The organism is Paenibacillus sp. J2L1-98 (assembly GCF_056269405.1).
In genome coordinates this window covers 1-26601 of record NZ_JBWDNW010000026.1, presented here as the reverse complement: position 1 = coordinate 26601, position 26601 = coordinate 1, and the positions used below count along the sequence as shown (strand labels likewise).

Genomic DNA, 26601 nt, shown 5'->3' with positions numbered 1-26601 from the left:
AACTTGTTAGTATTGTATCAGAAAAGGGAAGCAGAAAGCGAATATTGTCTATGGCGTCACATTTTGCAATTCGTTCGTATATAAGAGAACATCCTTATAAGCTTGCAAAAATTGCTCAATCATATGAATTTTCTGCTCCATATTTAATCCCTTGCCCCGCAGTAAAATGCTCGGGTTCGGCTCCTGATCACTGCTCTGCTTAAAACGGTTCTCATGCTTCAGGCACAGCTGATCGACCTTTTTCCGGTCAATCCGACGCTTCTCGGCAGCCGCGAAACGAAGCAGCAGCTCATCGCCCTTGCCGCTAATTTGCTCAATGCCATACTGTGAGCCGTATACCTTCAGCCTTGCGACCGCGAGCAGGTTGCTTACCGCCTGCGGCAAATCGCCAAAGCGGTCCACGAGCTCATCAATCACATCATCCGCTTCCTCAAACGTACGAATGGCAGCAACCTTTTTATAAATCTCGATTTTTTGGATGCTGTCGTAAATATAATCGGATGGCAAATAAGCGTCAATGCTCACATCGATAAGCGTGCTAACCGGCTTTACTTCTTTGATTTCTTCACCGCTCATCTCCGCTTTGCGCTTCGCAATCTCATCGGCCAGCATTTGCGAGTACATGTCGAAGCCTACGGAGGCAATAAAGCCGTGCTGTTCCGCGCCAAGCAAGTTGCCCGCTCCGCGAATCGACAGATCGCGCATCGCAATTTTGAAGCCCGAACCAAGCTCGGTAAATTCTTTGATCGACTGCAATCGTTTTTCCGCTACCTCAGTAAGCACCTTATCCCGTTGATAAGTAAAATAAGCGTATGCAATGCGATTCGAACGCCCTACCCGGCCGCGCAGCTGATAAAGCTGGGAGAGACCCATTTTGTCCGCATCATGGACGATTAACGTGTTGACGTTCGGAATATCAACACCCGTTTCGATAATACTCGTGCTGACAAGAACGTCCGACTCTCCATCGAGGAAGTCAAGAATCGTCTTCTCCAGCTCCTGCTCCGACATCTGCCCATGGCCGACCGCAACTCTAGCACCCGGAACGAGCGCATTGATTTGCTCCGCCATTTGATAGATACCCTGTACGCGGTTATAGAGATAATAGACTTGACCGCCGCGCGCAAGCTCCCGCTCAATCGCCTCCCGAACGAGAGACGGGCTGTATTCTACCACATAGGTTTGCACGGGGAACCGATTCTCCGGCGGGGTCTCAATAACCGACAAGTCCCGCACGCCAAGCATCGACATATGCAGCGTTCTCGGAATCGGAGTAGCTGTGAGCGTAAGCACGTCAACATTCGTTTTCAGCTTCTTCAGCTTCTCCTTATGGGACACGCCAAAGCGCTGCTCCTCATCTACGATCAGAAGCCCTAACGATTTAAAAATAATATCCTGCGACAGCAGGCGGTGCGTCCCGATAACGACATCGACCGTACCCGCCTTTAGCCCTTTCATCGTATCGTTCTGCTCCTTGCGCGAGCGGAAACGGCTAAGCACCTGAACGTTGATCGGATAACCCGCAAAACGCTCGCGGAACGTCTCGTAATGCTGCTGCGCCAAAATCGTCGTCGGCACAAGCACCGCTACCTGCTTGCTGTCCATCGCCGCCTTGAAGGCGGCACGAATCGCAACCTCGGTTTTCCCGTAGCCAACGTCGCCGCACAGCAACCGGTCCATCGGTTGGGTCTTCTCCATGTCCTTCTTAATCTCTTCGATCGCTCTGAGCTGGTCACGCGTCTCGTCGTAAGGGAACATCGCCTCGAATTCGTTCTGATACGAGGTATCTTGTCCAAATGAATAGCCCGGCGCCGACTGGCGCTCCGCATACAGCTTGATCAAGTCATCGGCGATATCCTGTACGGACGCTTTCACCTTGCTCTTCGCTCTTGTCCATTCGCTGCCGCCGAGCTTATTGACCTTTGGCTCTTTTTCTTCATTGCCAACATACTTCTGAATCATATCGACTTGCTCGATCGGAACCGACAGCTTATCGCCGCCAGCGTACAGAATGTGCAAATAATCTTTATGAATGCCTGCAATTTCGAGCGTGCCAATGCCTACATACTTACCGATACCATGATTATGGTGAACGACGTAGTCACCGACCTTGAGCTCCGTATAGCTCTTAATGCGCTCGGCATTGTCTACTTTCTTATCCAACCTTCTTGCTTTGCGTTGCTTCTGCGAGAACATCTCGCCTTCTGTAATGATAACGAGATGCGAGGAAGGCATTTCAAAGCCCGACTGTAAATTACCCTCCAGCAGAGTAGGCGTCTCAATATTATAATCGTCGAGTACGCGGCGCATCCGTTCCATGCGCTCCGCATTGCCGGCAAGCATCATCACCGTTGCGCCCGTCTTGTGCCAACGCTCCATTTCCGACTTCAACACATTCATTTGCCCATGGAAGTTTTGCATCGAGCGGCTGGTCATGTTCAAAATATTTTGCGGCTGCGAATGCGGAATTTGTCTGAGAAATAATGATAGAAACAGCGTCGGAAACGGACGATGGTGCAATATTTCTTCCGTATCGCGCGCAAGCGCAAGATCCGGCAGCGACTTGCCGTTTTGCAGCAAATGCATCGACCATTCCGCCTCGTCCCGCTCCAGCTGCTTAGCCGTCTCTATCAATCGCGTCGGCTCGTCTAGTATGAGCAGCGTATCGCTCGGCATATAGTCGAGAATCGTTTGCCGCTCTGGATACAGCAGCGAAATATACTTATATATTTCCGGAAAATAAACATGCTCGCGCAGCTTTTCAAGCTCTCCGCCAAGCTCGGAACGAAGCCGATCCTTTGCCGTACGATCCGTCATTTTATCAAGCTGCTTATCGAGCAGCTTCTGTGCGTGATTTGCCGCAATTTCCATTCGGCGGCCATCGGCCAGCAGTTCCTGGCACGGCGGAACCACGTAGCGGTCTAACCGGTCGGAGGAGCGCTGATCCGCAGGATCGAAGGCGCGTATGGAGTCTACGTCATCGCCGAACCATTCGATCCGATATGCCTGGGAAGCCGTTAGCGGGTAAAAGTCGACAATACCGCCGCGCACGCTCATCTCGCCGCGCAATTCCACGCGGTCGGTTCTCGTGTAGCCAAGCGCTGTCATTTGCCGCAGGAAAGAATCAATCGGCAGCGAATCGCCGACGTTGACTTCGATTTGCGCTTCCGCCATCACGCTGCTTATTGGCAAGTAGCGGCGTACCCCCGAGAAGGGCACGACAACAATCCCGCGGAAGCCTTTGGACAGCTTAATCAGCACATCCATCCGCTGCGCAAGCGTCTCGGGACTCGAGATCGCCGCTTCGGCAGCAACCAGCTCATTCGCGGGATACAGCATTACATTTTCTGGAGAAAGACATTCCTGCAAATCCTCCGCAATCTTCTGCGCAGAGAACATGTTGTGCGTCACAACCAGCATAGGACGCTCTACATCCTCCTGCAGCGCTGCAATGAGCACTTGCCTGGAAGAGCCTGCGAGGCCAGATATCATCTGCTCACGCATGCCTTTACGAATACCGGATATGACGGACTGAACGTCCGTATCCGCGGCAAAAGCATTAATTAACGCTTTCAACGTTTGCGACACCCCGTTTCTATACACAATCGGAGAGTGATACGATCGCTCCCTGTACATTGAAAAGAAGCCTCAGCCACCCGCTAAGGCTCAAATTATTCACTTGCCGTCATTGAAGAGGATTAGCTACCAAATGAAGCTCGGGGTTCGCGTCAATCGCCTCTCGGCAATAATCACAAACCACTTTTACCGTCACATCTCCATTTGGGTTATACGCTATTATATCGCTGCGCTCCTCGGGGGTCAAGAAATGGAAACCGAGCTGATGCTCGGTTATATTTGACCCGCTGAGGGATCCAATTGACGTTTTGCAGTGCCGACAAATATAGTTTACAGCCATATGTATGCCTCCTGAAGGGTCGTTATACCCTTCAGTATGCCCGCATAATCGTATTTTAACAGATTAACGGTTAAACTTTGCCATCGTCTCCTCGAATGGCGCCTTCAGCCTGAATTCAATCGCATCACATGCGTCTGCTATCATCGCATCCAATTTCTCACGTTCGCTCTTCGGGAAGGAAGAGAGCACATAATCTGCTATGTTCATGCCGGGCTGCGGACGGGAGATCCCCATTCTAACACGGTCGAACGTCTGTGTGCCCAAATGCTGAATAAGCGATTTGATGCCGTTATGCCCGCCCGCGCTGCCTTGATAACGAAGCCGCAGCTTCCCTATCTCGGTATCCAGATCATCATATACGATTAGTCCGTCATCAATACCTGCTTTAAAATAATCGAGAAACGACCGTACGGACTCTCCGGACAAATTCATATATGTCATCGGTTTAATCAGGACTACCTTCGTGCCCTGCACGTTGCCCTCACCGATTAAAGCCTTGCATTTGCTTTGCGTTACGCTGATGCCCCAACGTTTTGCCAGCTCATCAATGACCATGAATCCAACGTTATGCCGGGTTCCCTGATAAGCGGCACCGGGGTTCCCCAGTCCTGCAATCCACCTCATTGCTTGCTCCACTCCTTTACGGACAAATGTAACATAAACTATACCAAGCGTAAACGGCTGATGCCATTCTTTAGCAGTAAAGCGCATTCCGCGCTGAAATAGAAGCATCTAATCCATGCACTATGATTGCAAATTGCAAAAGAACGCCGCCCTATGCTAGGACGGCGCCGGATTCAGCTGGCTGTGGCTATATCAACCATGGGATTAAAAAGTTTTAAGTTCTTGGAGATGCGCTTCCCTGGCTCGTGTTTCAGCCTCGATAAGCTCCACAGCCGCATCCGCTGCTTCTTCCTCAGTGAGCTCCTTCTGCGGTGCAAGAATCGTCACTACAACCTGCTCCGGTTCAGTAACCGGCTCGACGCCTGTCGGCAGCTTCAAATCGCTTACGAGTAAGCTCTCGCCTATCGCCAGCGATGATACGTCTATTGAAACAGCATCAGGAATATTACCCGGCAAGCATTGCACCTCCAGCTCATGTAAAATCACTTGGAGAATGCCGCCTTCTCTTACGCCAGGGGAATCGCCGTCAGCGTGAATGCGAACACTCGCCCGTACGTTCTCGTTCATATTAATTTGATGGAAATCAACATGCAGCACTTGTCGGCTCATTTGATCACGCTGTATTTCTGATACCATTACAGACGTCTTGCCGTGTGAAGGAATATTAATTTCGATAACCGCATTCGGATGGGAGCGAAGCAGCGCCTGCAGCTCTTTGCCATCCACCGTTACTTGCGCGGCCTCCGTTAACTGCTTTCCGTAAATAATGCCGGGAATTTTCCCTTGAAGCCGCAATTGGCGCAGCTCACCTTTCGTCGTGCTCGATCGTTGATCCGCATTCATAGCAATCGCCATATTGATAACCTCCTAAAGTTTTGTGAAGCAAAACTCACTTCGTAAATCATTTCCCTATAACTTACCCACACGAACCGGATATTAAACTTTATTGGGCAAACATGGACTTTTTTTTACCTAAAAAAACATTCAATGACTTAACAGCGCGCAAAAAAAAGATGCAGCAACGAATTCCTGGATCTGAATTCGTCGCTGCATCCTTTATTTCAGCAGCTCTCGCTTACTGTTGTTTCTTTTCTTTCTTCGCTTTGGCACGCCCGCGAATTTTATCGGCATAACCCGGCTTGTTCACTTGACGCTCACGCGCAATAGCCAGATCGCCGGCCGGAACATCCTGCGTTATCGTAGATCCGGCCACAACATAAGCGCCATCGCCGATTTTCACCGGAGCAATCAGATTAACGTTGCTGCCGACAAACGCATTATCGCCGATCTCCGTCACGAATTTATTGTAACCGTCATAATTGACCGTAATCGCTCCGCAGCCAATATTAACGTCCTTGCCGACCTTCGCATCCCCAACGTAGCTCAAATGCGACACTTTGCTTCCATCGTCAAGCGTTGCATTTTTCAGTTCAACGAAGTCGCCGATTTTACAGCCGATGCCGAGCTTCGAGCCTGGACGCAAATTGGCGTAAGGCCCTACCGAGCATGTATCGCCTACGATTGATTCTGCGATAACCGAATATTTTATCGCGACGCCGTTGCCGATCGTGCTGTCCGTAATGTCGGCTTGCGGTCCGATTACGCAGTCTTCGCCGATAACCGTTGAACCGCGTAGCACTGTTCCCGGATAAATAACCGTATCGGAGCCGATTTGAACCCCTGCTTCAATATAAGTCGACGAAGCATCGATCAGAGTTACTCCTTCGAGCAAATGTTTACGATTGATGCGATCGCGCATGAAGCTCTCCGCTTCGGCAAGCGCAACGCGGTCATTTACGCCAATCGCCTCCGCCAAATCAGCCGTGCAATAGCCTTGAACGGATTCGCCGGTTTCACGGAAAATGCCGATGACATCAGTCAAATAATATTCGCCCTGCGCGTTATTGCTCGTTACCTTAGCAAGTGCGGCAAACAGCTTCCGGTTGTCGAAACAATACGTGCCCGTATTGATTTCCTTTACCGCCGCTTCTTCCGGCGAGCAGTCCTTCTGCTCGACGATGCGCTGAACGGTTCCATCTTCGCCGCGAATAACGCGGCCGTATCCGGTTGGCACTTCAAATGATGCCGTAAGCACAGTTGCCGCCGCGCCGCTGGAAGCATGCAGCTCAAGCATCGCGCTAATCGTCGACGCCTGCACGAGCGGTGTGTCGCCGCAAATGACGATCGTCGTGCCTTCTTCTCCGCCGAGCAAGCCTTCCGCTTGACGAACAGCATGGCCCGTACCCAACTGCTGCTCCTGCAAGACGTATTCAGCGCCATCCCCCAAATACGATTTGACCATTTCCGCACCGTGGCCGACAATGACAACAGCGCGCTCCGCAGCGGCTTCCTTCACCACATCAAGCACGTGACCGACCATCGGCTTCCCGCATACCGGATGAAGCACTTTATATAATTTCGATTTCATACGCTTACCCTGTCCTGCGGCAAGCACAATCGCCATAACTTTCAATTGAAAGACCCCCTAGATTACTATGAATTATAATTTCTGTTAAATGCATCGCGCAAGCGGCTGACGTAGACCTTGGAGGCATCTATTAAAAATACCAACTTTATTATATTCCATTATACGATGATGTTCCTATATTGCAAAAAAAAGAAAAGAGAGCCTTCGCTCTCTTCTCCAAACAACCCCAAAAATCATGAAATGCCCTGGTTAAGCTCCTTCTTCAATCGCAACTTCTTCTGCTGCGCGCTCATATTCAGCGAGAACAGCAGCCTGGATTTTCTCCCGGGTGGTCGAAGAGATCGGATGCGCGATATCCCGAAATTCTCCATCCGGAGTACGTTTGCTTGGCATTGCAACAAACATACCATTGTTTCCGTCGATGACACGAATATCGTGAACAACGAATTCATTATCAATAGTAATGGATGCGATCGCCTTCATACGCCCTTCGGAATTTACACGGCGGAGTCTGACATCAGTAATTTGCACTTGTGTTCACCACCTTTGTCTATCAGAGACTTGGTGTATACTTCCACGTTTTTGTGCCAATTCCTTCTACATTTTTGGTAAAATCATGCTCTATTTAAAAAATTTTTTTAAAATTGAATCTTTTTCGTTTTCATTCGACATTTGTCGATGCAATGACTTCTATTTCGACAAGAACATCCTTTGGCAGCCTTGCCACTTCAACGGCTGAACGAGCCGGTTTATGCTCTCCGAAATAGGAAGAATAAATGCCGTTTACTGTTGCAAACTGATTCATGTCCTTCATAAATACGGTCGCTTTTACGACATCCTGGAAGCCGGCGCCCGCAGCCGCAAGCACAGCCTCTAAATTGCGAAACACCTGATGAGTTTGCTCCTCAATGCCGCCTTCTACAAGCTGTCCCGCCGCATCGAGCGGAATTTGTCCTGATGTGAACAATAATCCTCCCAGCTTAATCGCTTGCGAATAAGGTCCGATCGCCGCAGGCGCTTTATCTGTAGCAATCACTTGCAGTTGTTGCTTTGTTGTCACTATGGTCCCAGCCTTTCCTAACAAGATATATAAGCCATCATCCGCTCACGCATTTATCCCTTAAAATAATTACCCGGAACAACTGTCGTTTGTTTCGTCTTCATATCAACAGCGGTCAGCTTAGCGAGCGATACATAATCCTCAAGAAGCCGCTCCTCTAATTCCACTTCTCCGGATTCTACGAATACGCCAACGCCCGCTACGGTAGCCTTAAATTCGAACAGCAAATCCATCATTCCCTGGATCGTTCCGCCAGCCTTCATGAAGTCGTCGATAATAAGGACGCGCGACTGCTCCTTAAGCGCCCTGCGCGCCAGAGACATCGTCTGAATCCGCTTAGTCGACCCCGATACGTAGTTAATGCTAACCGCAGAGCCTTCCGTAACCTTATTATCGCGCCGTACCATCACAACCGGTATGTTCAAGCAGGCAGCCGTTGCAAAAGCAAGCGGTATCCCTTTCGTTTCTACCGTCATAATGACATCGATCTTCCGATCCGCGAAGGCGGTTGCAAACATTCTGCCGACATCGGCCAGCAGCTCCGGTTGGCCTAGCATATCCGTTATATACAAATAACCGCCTGGAAGGACCCTTTCAGGCTGCTCTAACTGGCGGCATATGCTTGTCATAATGGAAAGAGCTGTTGTTTCCTTCATCTTCGGCGTAAATTTCACTCCGCCTGCAGCTCCGGCATGCGTATGAAGCTCACCAATGCCTTCTTCCTCAAACACTTCTTTAATGATTGCCAGGTCCTCACTAATTGAAGACTTTGCCGATTGATAACGATCAGCAAATGCTGTCAGTGAAATTAACGCGTGGGGTCGACTTAACAGGTATTGGGTCATTTCTACCAACCGTGAGCTCCGTTTCAACTTCTTCAAACACATCTCCCCCCACTAAATCCGAATATTATAATGTCAATATAACATTTTTATACGGATTTAATCAAGAAAAACGTCAGTCCTATGTCAGCATTCTTACCACATAGACCTCTTTGCAAAAGCCGCGGAGCCCATTGTAAATACGTGGAAGCTTGGCTTCCTTCGATACGAGGCCGAACACCGTCGGTCCGCTGCCAGACATTAAGACGCCATCTGCGCCAAGCCTGATCATGCTTTCCTTCAGCTGCATCACCTCGGGATAGACATCCAGCGTAACCTTCTCCAGCACATTGCCTAGCCCCTCGCAAATATCGGTAAAAGAGCCCCGTTCAAGCGCACCGACCATGTTTGAGATGGAAGGATGCTCTTTAATCTCGTTTGCGCGAAATCTGCCGTATACGTCGGCTGTCGACACATTAATCGGCGGCTTCGCCAATACGACCCAGCATTGCGGCGGATTTGCGATATGCTCCAGCACTTCGCCGCGCCCGCGGGCAATCGCTGTGCCGCCGGTCACGCAGAATGGAACGTCGGAGCCGAGCTCCGCGCCAAGGCGGCACAGCTCGTCCTCCGGGATTTGCAGCTTCCATAGCCGGTTCAGGCCTCGCAGCGCAGCAGCGGCATCGCTGCTGCCGCCAGCCAGTCCCGCAGCGACGGGAATCTTTTTGTCCAAATGAATATATACGCCTTGCTTCACATCGTAGCGTTCTTTAATAAGCCTAGCCGCCTGAAAGGCTAGATTCTTCTCGTCTAGCGGTATGTAGCCTACTTGGCTTGAAATAATGATTGTATCTCTAGGCAGCTCTTCCATTTCAAGACGGTCTGCAAGATCAACCATCGTCATAATCATCTCGACCTCATGGTAACCATCACCGCGTTTGCGGAGCACATCGAGCAATAAATTAATTTTGGCAGGAGCTTTTTCATAAATTTTCATCCGATAAGTTCACCCGTTCGTTCGTAAGCTTAAACAACATTATATCAAACGAACGCAATAAAAGCTAAGAGATGACAATCGGTTGATTTCCGGTTGCCATCAGCTTAGCTTTTATATGCACAAATATCAGATCACGATTAAGGCTGATTCGTTTTTGCAGCGGCTTGTTCAGCAAGCTGTATCGCGCGTTTAATCATATTTCCGGCATCCTTCGCACGAATGCTTCCCCAGCCCTCCTGCTGCACCGTATCGTAAAACCCAAGGTCCTTAGCCAGCTCATATTTTAATTCCTCCGACATCACTCCACGTCTTCTGCGGCCCATTCCCATTACCTCCAAATCCATTTTAACGATAACCAAGTATATACGGCTGTCACTATTGCACTGGTAGTATGCATCAATTTAGACCTCGCCATACATTGCTGAACGTACCCGCTCCGTTTCACTTAGCAGAATGAATAAGACGCTTGGCCGCATAAGCGCAAAAAAAAAAGCGCAGAAGCTTTCTGCGCTAATATGCCTCACTGGGCGATATATAATCTATTGTTGCAAATGGGCGATTCGGACTTGACCTTCATCATTGCATACGGTCACTTCCACCGACTCTGTCAGTATATCCGCATAACTGTATGAGACACGCTTGAACGCATGCTGCTCTTCATCCAGCTTAACAATGAAAACAGAAGGGTAGGTTTCTTCCAACGTGCCGGTTCGTTCGATGGTCTTTCGTCGGCCACCGTTCGCTCGAAGACGGATTTTGGAGCCAACATGAGCTTCCAAACTGCGTTTAATATCCAATAGCGCATTTTTTGCCATTGTCCACTACCACCTCTTTCCTTGTCCATTATAACCAAAAAGAGGGGTGTTGTCAAACAAAGCAAAATATTATATCAGCCGGAATAATTATTTGTCAACGGTGTTTTCACCCATTTTTAAAAAAACCATGCATAATAAAGCAAAAAATATACATATTAAGAAGTTACTTTAAATTATGTGTTTATGATTGGCGCCCGCTTTGGTAAAAAAGTCCCAGTCTCGTCTGCTCTGAAATATAAGCATCGTATCTGGTTCTGAATTATACGACGCTTATATTTCAATAAACAAATTCATGCTTGAGCGGCGCTATTTCGCATGTAAGAAATTGTAAAACAATTGGGTTCAGAACCGTTACGCCTTTAATACAGAAGAGGATGACGTTATTTTGGGCTTCGGTAAGCCAACGCGAAAACGTCCCATCGTCTCTATGCCGCCAACACCGTCAATACCGCTTATCGTGCCATGAATGACGTCACCTAAGTTTATCGTGTCCTTAATCGACGTGTAGCTTGCTTTAATGGCTATATAAACAGGATCGAGCGCATGAATCAATATACGCCCCGGTGAGCTCGCGAAGTTGGAACCCGCCTGCAGCAATGCTTCAAAATGGGATTGGCAAGCGCCTGCAATAACGATCAGTCCGTCGCGGTTACGCTCATAGTCGCGCGCTACGCGAACCGCATTAACGAAATGCTGTGAATTTTTGTAGCTGCTTAGGCTAAACAAGTCCATTTGCGCACGGCTTTTCAGCACGCCGTCATGGCCGGTAATGACGACAATATCCGGTTGGATTTGCGGCAGCAGACGGTACAGCATATCAGCCATTTGGGATTCATGCACGTGAAGGCCATGCGAAGGGACACGCATCGTATTGTACAACTGCATGCTCTTCTTTAAATAATTGCTATCTCCGTCGAGATGAAGCACTTTCCCGGGCACTTCAAAAAATGGCTGGTTCTGCTGCAACGCATGCCGAATACTATCTTCGTTCTCAATTGCTTGACGTTCTCGTTCCGAGTGCATACGTCTTAAGGAATCGTTTACTTTAATCCGAACTTGCTGCACCGCACTTGTCGATTCTGGATCGCGTATGACCGATAAATCAGGAATCGGAGCATCCGCAAGCAATCGGTAGTCCGTGCCCTTCAGAACGGCCGTATGTGTACGAACAGCTTCAACCTTGAATAGCACGTCACCGCCATACGATTTGCGGACGACCAGGTCCCCTTGCTTCATGCGTAAATCACCTCTTCCTCTATCCTATGGGCAGATAGGGCGAATGGTGAGTATTTTATGTTTAAGAGCCTAACCGCCCCAGCCCGCTTCCAGCATGCTGCGGCTAATTCGTGCAAATTCCTCAAGCGACAACGTCTCGCCGCGCCGTATCGGGTCAATTTCGTTCTTTAGAAGCAGCTCCGTTAATGCCTCGCGCCGATCTTTTCCTACAAATGCCGTCAGATTGTTCGCCAGCGTCTTCCGGCGCTGCGCGAAGCTGGCTTGTACGACCCGGAAGAAATGATCCTCGTCAGGCACATCGACAGCCGGCTTATCGCGCAAGGATAGCTTGATGACAGCCGAATCGACATTTGGCTGTGGAATAAACACCGTATGCGGCACCGTACAGACGACCTTTGGCACGCAGTAATACTGTACGGCAACGCTAAGGCTGCCATACTCCTTGCCGCCCGGCTTAGCGGCCATCCGCTCAGCTACCTCCTTCTGAATCATGACGACGATGTGCTCAAGCGGCAGCTTCTCTTCAAGCAGCTTCATCAGAATCGGCGTAGTCACATAATAAGGCAAATTCGCGACGACGCTGACGCCGGTAACGCCGGCAAACTGCTCTTCGAACAGCTGCTTCAGATCAAGCTTCAGCACATCGCCGTGAATCACAGTCGTATTGTTCTCTTCGGCGAGTACATCCCTTAGAATCGGAATAAGCCGATTATCGATTTCTACGGCCGTCACCTTCCCTGCGGCCTCGGCAAGCCGCTGCGTGAGCGCGCCAATACCGGGCCCGATCTCCAGTGCGCCCTTTGTTTCATCAAGCTCGGCAGCCGCTACGATGTTGTTCAAAATATTTTGGTCAATCAGAAAGTTTTGTCCTAAGCTCTTCTTGAAAGAGAAGCCGTATTTGGCAATGATCTCTTTGGTCCGTTTGGGCGTGGCCACCTCTACCGAAGCCGATTTTACCGCTGTCTTGCTTTGCTCAGTATGCTCTTGTCCGCTCATCCCGCTATCCCTCCAGTTCCTCTTCCATTTGACGGAACGCCTCCGTAAATTCTGCTTTGGAAATTCGAAAGCTTGTACAACGTTTATAAAACTGCTTGCCGTTCGCATAACCGATGCCAAGCAGCTTGCCTATAACCAGGCGCCGATTGGACGCGTCCGGATGGACGATTAGGCCTGCATCCATTAAGTCTTCCCAGCTAATTTCTCCCGCTCCGTCCGCCGACTCTGTACGCAGCTCTGAGAGCGCTGTACGAATCGCTTCGGGACTCGCGTTTTCAATGCCGATATCCCCTTTGTACAAAGCTTTCTCCTGCGGTAAAAAAGCATGCTTGCACCCGGGTGCGTGACGGGCGACTATTTTGCGGATACGTTCTCCCGCATGGTCGGGATCAGTAAATATAATGACGCCGCGACGCTCGTTCGCCAGCGCGATTCTTCTCAGCACGTCCTCACCGATGGCCGAGCCGTTCGTCTCTATGGTATCCGCATCTACCGCCCGTTTTATTGCTACGGTGTCATCTTTACCTTCAACGACAATGATCTCTTTGATCATCAAGATCATTCCCTTCTTTATAAATTCTAATAAGCCCGCAAACATGCAAAAAGAAGAGGCAGTGCCTCTCCTTATGATGGCATATTTAATTAAATATTACGATAAAATGATGGTAACCCGCTCATCAGCTTGAGGTAGGTCTATTCGGCCCCAGCACATATACAGTGATGCCTTTCTTTCTGCCGAACTTGTTTGCAATCTTAGTGCTGTCAAAGTATACATCGATTTTGTTGCCTTTAATCGCGCTGCCCTTATCCTCAGCCCGGCGGAAGCCAATGCCTTCAATGTAAACCCACCAGCCAATCGGAATAATCTCAGGATCAACGGCTATAGTCCGTCCCTCTTGCACACGGGCTCCTGATGCTGTAATTCCGTATTGCGGATGGCTTTCATCCTTGCCTGTAGAAGCTACGCCTGCTGAGTAAGCAGTCAACGTGACGTTCTTAAGCACTTTCCTTGCCTTAAACGTGACACCGCTCTTCGTAAGCGAAGCCATGCTTGTGCTTCTGTTCGAGAGAACCGTTACCTTAGGCTCTTCCTTCTTCGTTCCGATAGCGATAACCTGATCAACAGCCGCCGTCTCGACAACCTTGCTGACCATCTTCTTCGAAATGAGAACTCCGTCCTCATACTGCTTCTCGATATGTTCTACAATAAGACCTTGTTTACCGGTTTGCACGAGCTTTTCCTTGCCCGCTTCCAGTGTCGGATCCTTCTTCTTCACGATAGAGAATGGCATCGCGCGTTCCGTTTCCGATACTTTCGTGTCGACGCGCACTACTGTTACCGTCAATTCCGCATTTACTGCGGTATTAAGCGGCGGTACTACTTTATCTTGACTACGAACTGGAATATGTAATTCCTCGATCGCTGCCTTTACTGTTCTCTCTGTCGTGTACACAGTAGAGGTCTTGCCATCAGCTTTCACAATTACCGGTACCGCATGAGTTACCTCGATACGATCTCCGTCCTTTATTGCCGCATTAAGCGGTTTAGACACCTCATCATGTGGTCCAATTGCGATAGCTTGTTCATCCAGTAGGCGTTGCAGGACCCATTGCTTCGTTTCCACAATGGTTTCTTGTCCGTTCACTACTACGGAGACGCTTTTGACAGCCGTTCCGTACAACAACACCAAAAACATGAAAGTCATAGCGATTGAGATAGTAGCACTCAAAAGAATCAAACGCAAGTTTTCACGCTTCCATCGCAATGCGAAAGACATGCTGGATGATCGTTTCCCATGGGTGTCCTTAACCTGGAGTATTCCCACTTCATCGGTCCTCCTTCATAGCCCCGCCGCCAAGTTTTACGCATGATACAACTGACGCGACTATAGTATATTGGCGTGCAAGCACGCAATCCAGAACTGCTGCCGAACCTCCCACCCCCATCTTTAATCCCTATGTCGACAAATTCCCGATTATTCGAAAATAAAAAGAAGCCGTCGACAGAGGATCTGTTTCGTGGCTTCCCGGGTATTACTACTCTGGGATACGGAAAAATGGATGCACGAGGTTGATCACTCTCTATAAACGCTTACGAGGTTAGCTGACGGATTCGGGCAAGAGAGTCGCCCTATTCGTTACACAATGCTCATGGCAAAGGCTCCGAAATTCACCCCTGAAGAATTCAAAATGCGGTATAAATTCCCGCATCTGGTTCCCCCGCTCTCCAAAGTGGAGATTAAGCGCAAACTGGAAATCCAATACAAAATGTTATGCTCTGAGTTGAATCATACCCTCATACGAGGTCAATTGTAAAGATACGATAAAAGACGATTTAAGCGAAAAAGGTGAATAAAGACGGAAAAAATAAGCGATAATCGATATAAAAATTAGTTTTTACGCGATAAAGGTCTTAAATTCTCCTCATTTCTCTCATTCTCAGACAATACCAAAACATTTTTTACCGTTTTCGGTCGTAATTGCGCCTATTTCTTCCACCGTTTTGCCTAATAATTCCGCTGCTGTCTCTGCAACTAAGGACACATAGGAGGACTCATTTCGCTTCCCTCTGAACGGGTGAGGGGCCAAATATGGAGCGTCGGTTTCAATCAAAAGCCGGTCGAGCGGAACCTGTTTAAGCACCTCTTTGGGCACCCTTGCATTTTGGAAAGTAACAGGTCCTCCGAACGAAATATAGAAGTTCATATCCAGGCACCGTTTTGCGGTTTCCCAGCTGCCTGAGTAGCAATGCATGACGCCTCCGACCTCGGCTGCATTTTCCTCTTGAAGAATTCGGACAACATCCTCGTGAGCATCGCGATTGTGAATAACGACCCTCTTCCCTACTTTGCGCGCAAGACGGATCTGTTCGCGAAATACACGCTGCTGAACGTCTTTAGGCGAGGTATCCCAGTGATAATCAAGACCGATTTCGCCGATGGCAACAACCTTCTCATGCGCGCATAGCCGTTCAATCCATTCTAAATCCTCCGGAAGCATATCTATGCTGTCCACAGGATGCCAGCCGACAGCCGCGTAAATGAACTCGTACTGCTCGGCGAGCGCGATCGTCGTCGGAATCGTTTCACGGTTAAAGCCAATATTGAGGAGCATATGCACGCCTGCATCTTTTGCGCGCTGAATGACTTCGTCACGATCTTCATCGAACTTATATGAGTCTAAATGGGTATGTGTATCGAAAAGTAATGTCATATTGATGTCAGGCTCCTTCAGTCGAGTTTGAACAATTTTTTCAAAGAATCAGGTATCCGGTTCATATTTTTTTTGAGCGGCTCTTCCGGGTAGTACAAATGGTATTGTCCCTGATGCAGACCGGTAATAGAGCGAACAATGTCGGATTTGGCAGAAATTTCACTTATTTCATCCTGCCCGTCTAACAACAAAATCGGCGCTTTTTCTTTCTTTTCGCCATCTTTTTTATCAGGTCGATATACGTCGTATGGCAGGTCAAACGGGAAATCAATCTCCATATGATAATCCGGATTCATTCCAATAGAAGAGAAACAATCACTAATTTCATTTAATAGCGTTTCATCGGGATTTTCAATGGTTATGTACTTATATAAATGACGGTGCAGAAAACGGTCGCACAGATCGCTTAGCAGCAAATCCTGCTCCTCCGCCCATTGCGTGAAGGCAGTCTGAATGAGTGCTTCATCCAGTTTCAGATAATCATGCACCGTCATCGTATTATGAAGCAGCACCTTAATCGAGCTTGGCATCCAATTAAATACATAGCCACCCACATAAAGCTCCTGCGCTCTACGAAATATTTGACGTAAAATAATTTCAGAGCTTCTTGTAACTGGATGGAAGTAAATCTGCCAATACATTTGATATCTGGACATCAAATAATGCTCTACGGCGTGCATTCCGCTCTCTTTTACTACAATTTGCCCTTTATAAGGGCGTAATACGCGCAGTATCCGCTCTAAATCGAAAGTACCGTAATTTACACCGGTAAAATAAGCGTCTCTAAGTAAATAGTCCATTCGGTCAGCATCCATTTGGCTTGAAATGAGACTTACGACGATGGGCTTTGGGTATGTCTTTTGAATGACAGCCGCTACCTGCTCGGGAAATTGTTCCGATACAGCCCGCAGCACGCGATTAATTTCTGTATCTTCAAGCAATATTTTACATGTCCACTGTTCGTGATCCGTGTCGAATACTTCTTCTAAGGAGTGGGAGAACGGACCGTGACCGACATCATGCAGCAGTGCCGCACAGAGTGAGACCAGCCTTTCCTCGGCAGGCCAATCGGGATAGCCGTTGCGTTCGAATTGAGAAATAATTTTACGCGTTATTTCGTAAACGCCGAGTGAATGCGAAAATCTGCTGTGCTCAGCGCCATGGAAGGTCAAATAGGAAGTTCCTAATTGTCGTATCCTCCGCAACCGCTGAAACTCCTTCGTGTTAATCAGATCCCAAATCGTCTGGTCCTGCACATAAATATAATGATGGACAGGGTCCTTAAAAACTTTCTCTTCGGTCAACTGTTGCTTCATCAGTTCTCATCTCCTTTGTTCATATTTTCGACACAAAACATGAGACTAATGTCGAACGTTGTCGTAAATTAGTTTCCAAAATGTCGAAGCTGTTGTATTCTATTACAGAGTAATATGAACCTTATATCTAGTCAAATACTTGTTCCTACGGCTCTTCCGGGGAATATTCTTGGTTGACTATTATGGTAATCGTTGGTATTATAGTAATCATAAAAGTAAAAACAATGTCGAACGATGACGAAATACATTTTGAAAGGGGCAATGATAGATTATGATGAAATCTACTGGTATTGTTCGTAAGGTTGATGAGCTGGGACGCGTCGTTATACCGATCGAATTGAGACGTACGCTCGGTATAGGCGAAAAAGATGCACTTGAAATCTACGTAGATGGCGAGCGCATTATGCTTAAGAAATACGAGCCTGCATGCATCTTCTGCGGCAATGCAGAGAACGTATCTTACTTCAAAGGAAAAATTGTTTGTCATATTTGTTTGTCAGAAATGCCAACACCTGTGACAAAATAAAAAAAATCAGTTATACTGTACTTATCAACTTGTTAATTCTAACCTTTTTTATACTCCTTGATACCTTCCTGCGCTTGAACCCGGCCAGGAAGGTCTTTTTTTTGTCTGCTTCATCCCTTTATGACTGCTTTCTATCTATTTACTTCATTATACACATCCCGCTTCGGCAATCCGCGATCAACAGCTACCATCTTAATCGCTTCCTTCCTGTCGTATTGCTCCTCATAATGAGCGACATGAGCAGCAAGGTCAAGCTCTGACCACCAAATATCGTCTGCTTGTTGTTCACTTGCGCCGGATCCCTCTGCCCCTTCCACTACAATGCAAAATTCACCCTGCGGCGGATGCTCCGCAAACCAGCTGATACATTCCGATACCCGCCCGCGAACCGCTTCTTCATGGCGCTTCGTCAGCTCTCTGACACAGGCTGTCTGACGATCACCCAAACATTCCTGAAGAGCATCGAGCGTTTTACTTATTCGGTGCGGTGATTCATAAAAAAGCAGAGTTCCTTTTTGGGCTTGCATATGCTGCAGCCACTTCATTAACGATTTTCGCTCACGCGGCGGAAAGCCGGCGAATAAAAAACGGTCAGTCGGCAAGCCCGACATAATAAGAGCGGACAACGCGGCATTTGCGCCGGGAATAGGAATAACGGGGATATTGTTTTCAACTGCTTCCTTCACAAGATCTGCACCGGGATCAGATATGGCAGGCAGTCCCGCATCGCTTACTAGTGCAATCGATTGTCCTTCCAGCAGCAATCTGATCAGCTCAGGTCCGCTTGCACGCTTATTATGCTCATGATAGCTAACGATACGTGTACCGATTTCAAAATGCGTAAGCAGCTTCCGCGTTTGCCTGGTATCCTCCGCGGCGATCAGCTGCACTTCCTTTAGTGTGCGAATCGCGCGAAAGGTCATATCCTCTAAATTACCTATAGGCGTTGCGACTAAATACAGGCTGCCTGAGCTTTCGCTGGCAGCTTCCGAGAAGCTTTTCTGTACATTCATACGATCTGCACCCCATTCTCATATACCATAATAGGCGGAAGAAGCTTAATATCAGGTTTTCCATCCCGCATAGCTTCTATTAACACCATATTGGCTTCAGCATTCGCATGTGGATGAACAAATTGGATCCGCTTCGGCTCAAGCCTCCATTTGCGCATCGTTTCCACGATATCAAGCAAGCGTGATGGACGGTGAACCATAGACACTTTCCCCCCAGGCCGAACCAGCCGTGAGCATGCCTCTGCAACATCATCAAGCGTACAGTGGATTTCATGCCTGGCAATCGCATAATGTTCATTCTCATTTTGATCGCCTGCCGTTACCGGCATATAAGGCGGATTAACCGTTACCGCATCATATACCCCATTCCCCGCCAACTTCGGGTACAATCTCAAATCCTGCTCAATAACCGTAATTTGCTCCGTCAACTGATTGAGCATTATGCTTCTTCTCGCCATATCCGCCAGCCTCGGTTGAATTTCAACTGCATCGATTTTCGCATTTGTCCGAGTGGTGAGAAGCATAGGAATTACTCCGTTACCAGTACATAAATCAACGATGCGACCGTGCTTCGGCACGCTTGCGAACCGGGAAAGCAGCACAGCATCGAGCGAAAAACTGAACACTTCCCGGCTTTGTATAATTTTCAGGCCTGATTCCGTCATTAAATCATCAAGCCGTTCATTGGCTGCTAAAGTTATTTGTTCTGACACGATTTAAGCCGCTCCTTTTTAATAATCGGTATTCATTGGAATAATTTCAACGTTAGTTCTATCTATCGTAAAAGGCTGCGCCTATGATATGCTTATTATTTAATAAAAATACCGCCCTTTGCGGCAAGGACGGCATGTCGATACGGATTCCACTATTTATTTAGAAAGGATAGACAGAATAAACAGTCACCCTCCGTCCGCAAATGCCCGTAATAAACGTTGCAAATGTGGAATCCTTCGTGATACAACCGGGTTAAATTATCGTGGCCTTCCCCAATCGCAACGCCCGCTTCTGCGAGTGCATTGTCGGTTAGGACTTGTACCTCTTTACTCGCTCCCGATTTTTTGCCTTTGACTGGAGCTTCAATGACTTCACGCTCCAGCTCTGCTTCTCTCTTAAACAGCTGACGAAGCTGGTTGTTCTCTTCACTTAGACGCTTATTGTCTTCAAGCAGTTCTTTAACCTTCTGCTTTAAATCCGTTAGCTCCTTATGGAACACACCTACCTGGCTATCCAGCTCGTCCATTTTCGCGAAAATATCGTTCTTCTCCAAGTTCCCACCCCAGAGCTTCAAGCGTGAGTGTAACCTCACCCGTGAGAATCGCACTCTGCCGCTTATTTGATGACGACATCATCCATCGGCAGTTCTTTCGGTTTACCTGGTGTATCAAATAATTGCACATACACGCTTTTGGCGGATGCGTTAATGCCAGTAACTTTACCTTCCCCATATGAGGTGACAACGAGCTTGCCAATAGCTGGAAGCTCTTCACGAACACTTTCGTAATTGTCATGCTCATACTTCAGACAGCACATGAGGCGCCCGCATAATCCGGATATTTTGGTCGGATTAAGCGATAGATTCTGATCCTTGGCCATCTTTATCGATACGGGCTCAAAATCACCAAGCCAAGAAGAGCAACATAGTACTCGTCCGCATGGGCCAATTCCGCCCAGCATCTTCGCTTCGTCCCGAACACCGATTTGCCTTAGCTCTATTCTAGTACGAAATACGCTGGCTAGGTCCTTAACTAGCTCACGGAAATCGACTCGCCCTTCTGCCGTAAAGTAAAAAATAATTTTATTGCGGTCAAACGTAAATTCCACGTCTACCAGCTTCATACGAAGCTGATGGCCTTTAATCTTTTCAAGACAAGTGGTAAACGCATTTTTGGCTGCAGCACGATTTTCTTCGACAACCTTAGCGTCTACATCGCTTGCAATGCGAATCACTTTCTTAAGAGGGAGAACAACATCCGATTCACCGACTTGCTTCTGTCCCACCACCACTTTACCGTATTCGATTCCGCGTGCTGTTTCAACAATAACATGTTGCTCCTTATCCACGGGATGTTCGACCGGATCAAAGTAATAGATCTTGCCCGCTTTCTTAAAGCGGACACCGATGACATTATACAAGAATTAGCCCTCCTGTAAGTTTACCAATAGTTGCTCAAATGCGAGCTGAGGTGTAACATTTGCGCGCATACGTTTACTCGCTTCGAGCGTATGCTCTATGCAGGACACCCAGCCTGCGAACGATCGATCAAAAGCATGCTTGCCTATCCAATCCAACTGATCTATAAAAACGATGTCGTCCTGCCTTCCGGCCTGGAACTGTATCAAATCTTTAAACCAAATAACTAATAACGACAACAGCAGCTGTGTGTGTTCCACTAAGTCCGTTTTGAAAAGCTGTTGTCCAGCAGTGATCATCGCCGCGGTGAATCGGGTCAAACTCTCCTTACCTAATTGTATCACTAGGCTTCTGATTTCTGCAAACTGATTCTGTTGGAGAAATTGTCTAGCACTATCCAAGCCCGATGTTAATTGAACAACGGTCCGGGCCAAAGTAGGCGGTGCTCCCTCTTCTATAAGTGTTTGCAGCATACGCCCCGGCGGCATCGGCAGAAACGGCACCCATTGCGTACGAGAGCGAATGGTAGGAATAACGGCCTGTCCATTATCCGTTATCAGAATAGCTACGACCGGCGATAAAGGCTCTTCCAAAAATTTAAGCAAGCTGTTTGCAGCTTGCATCGTCATTTTGTCGGCTTGCTCGATCATATATACCTTACGCTTCGTACCGCTATTACGATAGGCGAAGTCACGCTGCAGCTCGCGAATTTGGTCGATTTTTATCGAATTTCCGTCAGGTGCAATTGTCGTTAAGTCCGTTTGGTTACCGTGCTCGAACTTTCTGCACTCCAAGCACTCTCCGCATGCATTGGCGCCGCCTGCCGTACAAAATAACGCCTTAGCAAATTCGCGCGCCATCGCCATCCGTCCCGTTCCCGAGGGTCCGTTAAACAAATATGCGTGTGAAATTTTACCGCTCTTCAGCGCATGTGACAAAATCCGCTGCGCCTTCCATTGGCCTTCAATTTGTTCAAGGCTCATAGCCGTTCCTAACCTTTCCCTGCTCATTTCTCATCAAAATAACAAATTGATAAGAAGACCTCGTATCTCGCCGGTCTTGTTAAGCAAGTCGATTCTTCCTTGCTCACTATCCAGCAAATCCTCGGCCATTAAGACGAGTGTCGCATCAATCTCATCCAGCAGTTTATATCGTTTAATGCGTCCCCTGCGATCAAATCCTTTGACTTCCTTCAGCACAACGCCGCGTCTGATGGTATCCTCCAAAAACTGCTTGATCATCTGACGATATAGTTTCAACTCTCGAACGGTCATTACTTTAGCAAGACGATCGCCTTGTCTATGAATGTCCTGCAGCTTCTGCTGAAGCTGCTCCTGTGTGCGATCTGCATCCTGCTGTACCATGACATCGGCAAAGCTTCTTGGCTGAACCTGCTTGGCTGACGCATCGTTGCTTGCGCGGTTTTGCCCTAAAGGCCGGAAGCCTTGATCAATTTTCATCGTATGCCACACCCATTCAGAAATGCTCAAACCTCTCGACTGGTACGACGAATACGGCCGCGCCTCCAACCTGTACTTCAACAGGGAAAGGAATATAAGAATCCGTTGATCCGCCCATCGGAGAAACCGGAGTAACCAGCTGATCACGTACCTTGCAATTGGCATTTATGACTTGTAGAACCTCATGCACCCGCTCATCCTCTATACCGATCATAAATGTCGTGTTCCCTGCTCTTAAAAATCCGCCTGTACTTGCAAGCTTTGTTGCTCTAAACCCTTCACGCACTAACGCGTTAGACAATCGGTTGCTATCCTTATCTTGAATAACCGCGATTACTAATTTCATCTTCATTCCCCCTTGACTACTATTAGAATAGGTTATTGAGAGCTTGCATCCTCATTCTTGTCATATACCGCCAACCATCGCCATCTGTAAAAGAAACGATCGGAAGCCACTCATTAAAGTCTATATCTTAAAGTTAGACATCAATAGCAAAAAATCCTGCAAACCGGGCATCAATTGCCGTTAAAACGTCATTAAACACCAAATCCGGACTTTGTTCGGCATTTATTAACACCATTCGATTTGTATTTTGATGAAGCAGCCGCATGTAGCCTTCTCTTACCTTTTCGTGAAAGGAATGTTTTTCAAGATCTAGACGATTGATCTCTCTGTCTGACGCTTGGGCGATACGCTCCAGTCCAACTTCCGGAGAAACGTCCATGTAAATAGTCAGATCAGGCATAAGCTCTTGGATGGCAAACTGGTTAATGGCCCATACTTCATCCATACCAAGTCCGCGTGCATGCCCTTGATAAGCCAGACTGCTGTCAACGAAACGATCGCAAATAACGATCTGTCCTTGCTCCAATGCCGGTACAACCTTTTCCACCAAATGCTGTCTTCTAGCAGCCGCATAAAGCAGCGCTTCGGTTCTTGCATCCATGGTGACATGCTTGCGATCTAATATAACGGCACGAATCTGTTCAGCAATCGGGATGCCACCAGGCTCTCTCGTCGTAATGACCGATTTTCCCCTTTGCAGCATCTTATTCGAGAGCCGTTCAATCAGTGTCGATTTGCCGGCTCCTTCGCCGCCTTCAATGGTAATGAATACACCTTTTTTCAAGCTACGGCTTCTCCTAACTTATAGGTTAACTATATTTTATTCTATCTTAACAAAGCTCATAACAAAGCGGTACCCCTTGTACAATGAAGATTTGCTTTGAGCTTAATATCCGGCTGATTGTCTTATTTTCGGTATATAGAAATGGTCTCCATCGAAGGATCGGCTGCTCCTTGAAATTTCGCACCCATTGCTGACAGATTTTGAATATGTTCAATCATTTCCGCCGATATCCTTTCGCCAGGGTATAGTATAGCGATGCCTGGTGGATATGGGGTAACCATCTCTGCCGAAATATGGTGCTCAGCAGTGCTTAATTGTATTCGCTCACATTTTTGGTTATTAAACCTAGCCCTTGCAAACGAAACAGGCTCAGATGCAGTCATAGCTTTACTTTTAGTTAAGCTTGCTGGACCCGATATGTTTGTATCCCTTTTTTGAATCGTAAAGTGCTCCGTACCAGCCTCGCTGATTGCCTCAATGGCCTGCTGAAGTCTCATAATATCTTTCGATGAGGTTTGGATGCCGAACACAAGTACGATATAACGCGGATCAGCCATCTCTGCAAAGCATCCATGCTGCTCCAAATGCTTCTGCAGCTCGTACCCGTTTAGCTTCCCGCTGCTGTCATAAAGCACGACCCGTAAAGGGTCCAAAAGCAGATCTGAAACAACATCGGATGTTGTACTATCGGTTATCTCCATTTCGCGTATCGCTGTTCCTTGTTGATGAAGCCATCCGCGAAAGGCGGTGGCTGAATTTAAGCTTTGCTCAAACATAACGGTTCCCAAAGCGTCAATCATTGCTCGGGAAATATCGATCGATGCGAGAATCGGAAAGGATGGGCTTGAGCTTTGAATCATCGCTAATGACTGACGCAGCATGTCTCTTTGTATCCTGCTGCCTTGCACATGCAGCAAAGCTCCCATCGTCAAGGTTGGTAACGTCTTGTGCGCCGATTGTACGACCGCGTCGACTCCTTCCGATAAAGCTGAATGGGGGAATGACGAATGAAAGCCATAATGCGCACCGTGAGCCTCATCAATTATTATCGGCTTATTATGCCGGTGGACAACGTCAACATAAGGTCCCAGCTTTACGCCCATTCCATAATAATTCGGATTAGATAAAAAAACAGCTTTTGCTTCCGGATATAAAGCAAGTGCTTCTTCTACCTGCTGCACCGTAGGAATCGTCGCTAGTCCCGAATGCATTTCGATTTGCGGGGAGAGGAAAACCGCTTTTGCTCCTGCAAGCTTTAATCCGTTTATAATCGACTTATGTACATTCCGCTGCACAATAATAACATCATCTGGTTCACATAGCGTAAGCAACAACGCGATATTGCCCGAAGTGCTTCCTCCTACCAAAAAATAGGTCTCCTCCGCGCCAAATGTTTTGGCCGCTAATTGCTGCGCTTCCTTTATAGATGCCTCAGGATGATGCAAATCATCAGTCGACGAAAGCTCCGTCACGTCGATCTGCATGATCTTATAAAAATATTCGATTAAATGATGATGTGCTTGGTCACTCCATAACTCTTGCTTCAACGCTTGTCCTCCATGATGCCCAGGAACGTGAAACCCGATCGGCTCTTTTCTGGCATGATTAATAAGCGCTTCATATAGCGGGGCAAAAAAAGGCTTCATTTTGATAAGACATTCCTTTCAAATAAACATCCATTGCAACCAATATCTCTATTGTACCCGAAAAAATAACAAAAAAAGAGCAGCTTCTGTAGCCAGAAACCGCTCATGCATTTTCGCCTAAAAATATTTGCTTCATTTGATGAATGAAAAATGGGTATTTCGCATCCATTACATCTGTTCGTACCATTTCCTCTTCACAGGTTTCGCATATAAAGCCAGAAACAATTCGAATACCTTGGCCCTCAGCCTTCTCTTCATTGCAAATTATACATTTATAATCGCGATTATCGTCCATAACTATCCTCACTTTCTGCTCATTCCTATATAGCTATTATTATGTCACATAGTCTATCTTTTTATACTTGTTTCATAGCGCATTTCAAATATTTATATATCGTATGCCCAATATGGGCTAAAGGTTACTGTACTTCAAAAATGTTTCGTCAAAACTATGGACAAATGGCTAATAAATACCGATATAGTTAACGAGAGTTTCTGTAATTTTGGGAAGGAAGGACGTACCTGCATGCGCCAGAAATTATCCGAACAACACAATGCCACCATATATCAATACCAGCTTGTTAAACGAAAAGTCATTCGTCCTGAGCTTATTCAAAGTCATTTACTTATTGCAGCCATTTTGCTTGCTTTTCAAATGCTCATCTATCAAATCGACGGCTTGTTTTCTTGGTTATTCGGGTTCGCAGTCGTTCAGCTCATACATATCGCGATTATTTTGCTCACGTTTATCCGTGTAGACGAAGCAGCGGACCGGAAGTGGATTTGGCGAATCACTCCTCCATGGATCGGATTCAAGCCAGCTAACGATATTAAGCTGCTGCTATTTCGCCGCGTTCATCGTCATATGTTCTGGATTGGCCTATGCGCCATCGCACTTCTATACCCTTGGATTAAAGAATCACTAATGATCAGCATCGTAAGCTGGCACTTATGGCTGCTGATCCCCCGCCTGCTCCTCTCCTTCTCTTTCCGTAAAGAGCAGAAGGACGGCGTACTTCGACTTCAATCTAGAGAAGCGTCATATTACCGCCGATAACCGTAAGGCCTTAGAAGCTCATATAGAGCCGTCTAAGGCCTTATTAAATTATAACATACCTGAATAAACAAAAAACCCATCGCATTACATGCGATAGGTCTCTCGTGCTTGGCGACGTCCTACTCTCCCAAGACCCTGCGGTCTAAGTACCATTGGCGCTGGAGGGCTTAACGGTCGTGTTCGGTATGGGAACGCGTGGTTCCCCTCCGCCATCGC

At 47.5% G+C, this 26601-nt stretch carries 29 protein-coding genes, 1 rRNA gene and 1 riboswitch; of the genes, 2 read left to right on the top strand and 28 right to left on the bottom strand.

Annotation, left to right across the window (positions count from 1 at the left end; genetic code table 11):
* Nucleotides 1-48: 48 nt before the first annotated feature.
* From mfd to AC0YNZ_RS27140, 17 genes are all read right to left on the bottom strand, one after another.
* Complete coding sequence (gene mfd, locus AC0YNZ_RS27220; protein WP_475829585.1) at nucleotides 49-3636, bottom strand: transcription-repair coupling factor; 3588 nt, start codon at nucleotides 3634-3636, stop codon at nucleotides 49-51.
* A 49-nt stretch (nucleotides 3637-3685) separates the two neighbouring features.
* Complete coding sequence (locus tag AC0YNZ_RS27215; protein ID WP_056634759.1) at nucleotides 3686-3916, bottom strand: anti-sigma-F factor Fin family protein; 231 nt, start codon at nucleotides 3914-3916, stop codon at nucleotides 3686-3688.
* A 63-nt stretch (nucleotides 3917-3979) separates the two neighbouring features.
* Nucleotides 3980-4540, bottom strand: a complete 561-nt coding sequence (pth, locus tag AC0YNZ_RS27210) for an aminoacyl-tRNA hydrolase (protein ID WP_475829584.1) — start codon at nucleotides 4538-4540, stop codon at nucleotides 3980-3982.
* A 204-nt stretch (nucleotides 4541-4744) separates the two neighbouring features.
* Nucleotides 4745-5395, bottom strand: a complete 651-nt coding sequence (locus AC0YNZ_RS27205) for a 50S ribosomal protein L25 (RefSeq protein WP_475829583.1) — start codon at nucleotides 5393-5395, stop codon at nucleotides 4745-4747.
* Between the two features lie 220 nt (nucleotides 5396-5615).
* Nucleotides 5616-7013, bottom strand: a complete 1398-nt coding sequence (gene glmU / locus AC0YNZ_RS27200; protein ID WP_475829582.1) for a bifunctional UDP-N-acetylglucosamine diphosphorylase/glucosamine-1-phosphate N-acetyltransferase GlmU — start codon at nucleotides 7011-7013, stop codon at nucleotides 5616-5618.
* A 204-nt stretch (nucleotides 7014-7217) separates the two neighbouring features.
* Nucleotides 7218-7499 carry a septation regulator SpoVG gene (gene spoVG / locus AC0YNZ_RS27195; RefSeq protein WP_028609566.1) on the bottom strand — a complete coding sequence of 94 codons (282 nt, stop codon included), beginning with the start codon at nucleotides 7497-7499 and terminating at the stop codon, nucleotides 7218-7220.
* Between the two features lie 130 nt (nucleotides 7500-7629).
* Nucleotides 7630-8028: a RidA family protein gene (locus AC0YNZ_RS27190; RefSeq protein WP_475829581.1), complete on the bottom strand. Its 399-nt coding sequence runs from the start codon at nucleotides 8026-8028 to the stop codon at nucleotides 7630-7632.
* 53 nt (nucleotides 8029-8081) lie between these two features.
* A complete protein-coding gene (purR, locus tag AC0YNZ_RS27185; RefSeq protein ID WP_475829580.1) occupies nucleotides 8082-8909 on the bottom strand; it encodes a pur operon repressor in 828 nt (275 codons plus the stop codon).
* 82 nt (nucleotides 8910-8991) lie between these two features.
* Nucleotides 8992-9846, bottom strand: a complete 855-nt coding sequence (gene ispE / locus AC0YNZ_RS27180; protein ID WP_475829579.1) for a 4-(cytidine 5'-diphospho)-2-C-methyl-D-erythritol kinase — start codon at nucleotides 9844-9846, stop codon at nucleotides 8992-8994.
* Nucleotides 9847-9983: 137 nt separating this feature from the next.
* Nucleotides 9984-10169, bottom strand: a complete 186-nt coding sequence (locus AC0YNZ_RS27175; protein ID WP_110773899.1) for a small, acid-soluble spore protein, alpha/beta type — start codon at nucleotides 10167-10169, stop codon at nucleotides 9984-9986.
* Between the two features lie 216 nt (nucleotides 10170-10385).
* The gene (gene veg / locus AC0YNZ_RS27170; RefSeq protein ID WP_053373389.1) at nucleotides 10386-10661 is read right to left on the bottom strand and encodes a biofilm formation stimulator Veg; all 276 of its coding nucleotides are present in this window, start codon (nucleotides 10659-10661) and stop codon (nucleotides 10386-10388) included.
* Between the two features lie 351 nt (nucleotides 10662-11012).
* Nucleotides 11013-11897: a sporulation peptidase YabG gene (gene yabG, locus AC0YNZ_RS27165; protein ID WP_110773898.1), complete on the bottom strand. Its 885-nt coding sequence runs from the start codon at nucleotides 11895-11897 to the stop codon at nucleotides 11013-11015.
* A 69-nt stretch (nucleotides 11898-11966) separates the two neighbouring features.
* A complete protein-coding gene (rsmA, locus tag AC0YNZ_RS27160) occupies nucleotides 11967-12893 on the bottom strand; it encodes a 16S rRNA (adenine(1518)-N(6)/adenine(1519)-N(6))-dimethyltransferase RsmA (RefSeq protein WP_475829578.1) in 927 nt (308 codons plus the stop codon).
* A gap of 4 nt (nucleotides 12894-12897) precedes the next feature.
* Nucleotides 12898-13446 (bottom strand): ribonuclease M5, encoded by a 549-nt coding sequence (rnmV, locus tag AC0YNZ_RS27155; RefSeq protein WP_475829630.1) that lies wholly within the window; start codon nucleotides 13444-13446, stop codon nucleotides 12898-12900.
* A 124-nt stretch (nucleotides 13447-13570) separates the two neighbouring features.
* On the bottom strand, nucleotides 13571-14719 hold the full coding sequence (locus AC0YNZ_RS27150) for a ubiquitin-like domain-containing protein (protein ID WP_475829577.1): 1149 nt from the start codon (nucleotides 14717-14719) through the stop codon (nucleotides 13571-13573).
* 247 nt (nucleotides 14720-14966) lie between these two features.
* Nucleotides 14967-15149, bottom strand: a riboswitch (cyclic di-AMP (ydaO/yuaA leader).
* Nucleotides 15150-15332: 183 nt separating this feature from the next.
* Nucleotides 15333-16106, bottom strand: coding sequence for a TatD family hydrolase (locus AC0YNZ_RS27145; protein ID WP_110773896.1), 774 nt, complete (start codon nucleotides 16104-16106; stop codon nucleotides 15333-15335).
* Nucleotides 16107-16123: 17 nt separating this feature from the next.
* Nucleotides 16124-17422 carry an HD domain-containing protein gene (locus AC0YNZ_RS27140; protein ID WP_475829576.1) on the bottom strand — a complete coding sequence of 433 codons (1299 nt, stop codon included), beginning with the start codon at nucleotides 17420-17422 and terminating at the stop codon, nucleotides 16124-16126.
* Nucleotides 17423-17693: 271 nt separating this feature from the next.
* Between AC0YNZ_RS27140 and AC0YNZ_RS27135 the strand changes: the two genes are divergently transcribed.
* On the top strand, nucleotides 17694-17948 hold the full coding sequence (locus AC0YNZ_RS27135) for an AbrB/MazE/SpoVT family DNA-binding domain-containing protein (protein WP_028609554.1): 255 nt from the start codon (nucleotides 17694-17696) through the stop codon (nucleotides 17946-17948).
* Nucleotides 17949-18079: 131 nt separating this feature from the next.
* On the opposite strand, the gene rsmI is transcribed toward AC0YNZ_RS27135, so the two are convergent.
* From rsmI to AC0YNZ_RS27085, 10 genes are all read right to left on the bottom strand, one after another.
* Nucleotides 18080-18961, bottom strand: coding sequence for a 16S rRNA (cytidine(1402)-2'-O)-methyltransferase (gene rsmI / locus AC0YNZ_RS27130; RefSeq protein WP_475829575.1), 882 nt, complete (start codon nucleotides 18959-18961; stop codon nucleotides 18080-18082).
* Nucleotides 18958-19626 carry a tRNA1(Val) (adenine(37)-N6)-methyltransferase gene (locus AC0YNZ_RS27125; RefSeq protein WP_110773950.1) on the bottom strand — a complete coding sequence of 223 codons (669 nt, stop codon included), beginning with the start codon at nucleotides 19624-19626 and terminating at the stop codon, nucleotides 18958-18960. Before AC0YNZ_RS27125 ends, rsmI begins: the two co-directional genes overlap by 4 nt.
* 200 nt (nucleotides 19627-19826) lie before the next feature.
* A complete protein-coding gene (locus AC0YNZ_RS27120; RefSeq protein ID WP_110773949.1) occupies nucleotides 19827-20228 on the bottom strand; it encodes a DNA replication initiation control protein YabA in 402 nt (133 codons plus the stop codon).
* Nucleotides 20229-20290: 62 nt separating this feature from the next.
* On the bottom strand, nucleotides 20291-21094 hold the full coding sequence (locus tag AC0YNZ_RS27115) for a PSP1 domain-containing protein (RefSeq protein ID WP_475829574.1): 804 nt from the start codon (nucleotides 21092-21094) through the stop codon (nucleotides 20291-20293).
* Nucleotides 21095-21097: 3 nt separating this feature from the next.
* Entirely contained in the window at nucleotides 21098-22075 is a 978-nt protein-coding gene (holB, locus tag AC0YNZ_RS27110) for a DNA polymerase III subunit delta' (protein WP_475829573.1), read from the bottom strand.
* A 33-nt stretch (nucleotides 22076-22108) separates the two neighbouring features.
* On the bottom strand, nucleotides 22109-22552 hold the full coding sequence (locus AC0YNZ_RS27105) for a YaaR family protein (RefSeq protein ID WP_475829572.1): 444 nt from the start codon (nucleotides 22550-22552) through the stop codon (nucleotides 22109-22111).
* Between the two features lie 16 nt (nucleotides 22553-22568).
* Complete coding sequence (locus tag AC0YNZ_RS27100) at nucleotides 22569-22898, bottom strand: cyclic-di-AMP receptor (RefSeq protein ID WP_056634702.1); 330 nt, start codon at nucleotides 22896-22898, stop codon at nucleotides 22569-22571.
* Nucleotides 22899-23031: 133 nt separating this feature from the next.
* Nucleotides 23032-23682, bottom strand: coding sequence for a dTMP kinase (gene tmk / locus AC0YNZ_RS27095; protein WP_475829571.1), 651 nt, complete (start codon nucleotides 23680-23682; stop codon nucleotides 23032-23034).
* A gap of 122 nt (nucleotides 23683-23804) precedes the next feature.
* Nucleotides 23805-25328: an aminotransferase class I/II-fold pyridoxal phosphate-dependent enzyme gene (locus tag AC0YNZ_RS27090; RefSeq protein WP_475829570.1), complete on the bottom strand. Its 1524-nt coding sequence runs from the start codon at nucleotides 25326-25328 to the stop codon at nucleotides 23805-23807.
* A 103-nt stretch (nucleotides 25329-25431) separates the two neighbouring features.
* Nucleotides 25432-25623, bottom strand: a complete 192-nt coding sequence (locus AC0YNZ_RS27085; protein WP_475829569.1) for a sigma factor G inhibitor Gin — start codon at nucleotides 25621-25623, stop codon at nucleotides 25432-25434.
* A gap of 231 nt (nucleotides 25624-25854) precedes the next feature.
* Between AC0YNZ_RS27085 and AC0YNZ_RS27080 the strand changes: the two genes are divergently transcribed.
* Complete coding sequence (locus tag AC0YNZ_RS27080; RefSeq protein WP_475829568.1) at nucleotides 25855-26385, top strand: transposase; 531 nt, start codon at nucleotides 25855-25857, stop codon at nucleotides 26383-26385.
* A 106-nt stretch (nucleotides 26386-26491) separates the two neighbouring features.
* Here AC0YNZ_RS27080 and rrf read toward each other — a convergent pair.
* Nucleotides 26492-26601, bottom strand: a 5S ribosomal RNA gene (rrf, locus tag AC0YNZ_RS27075); the annotation flags it as partial.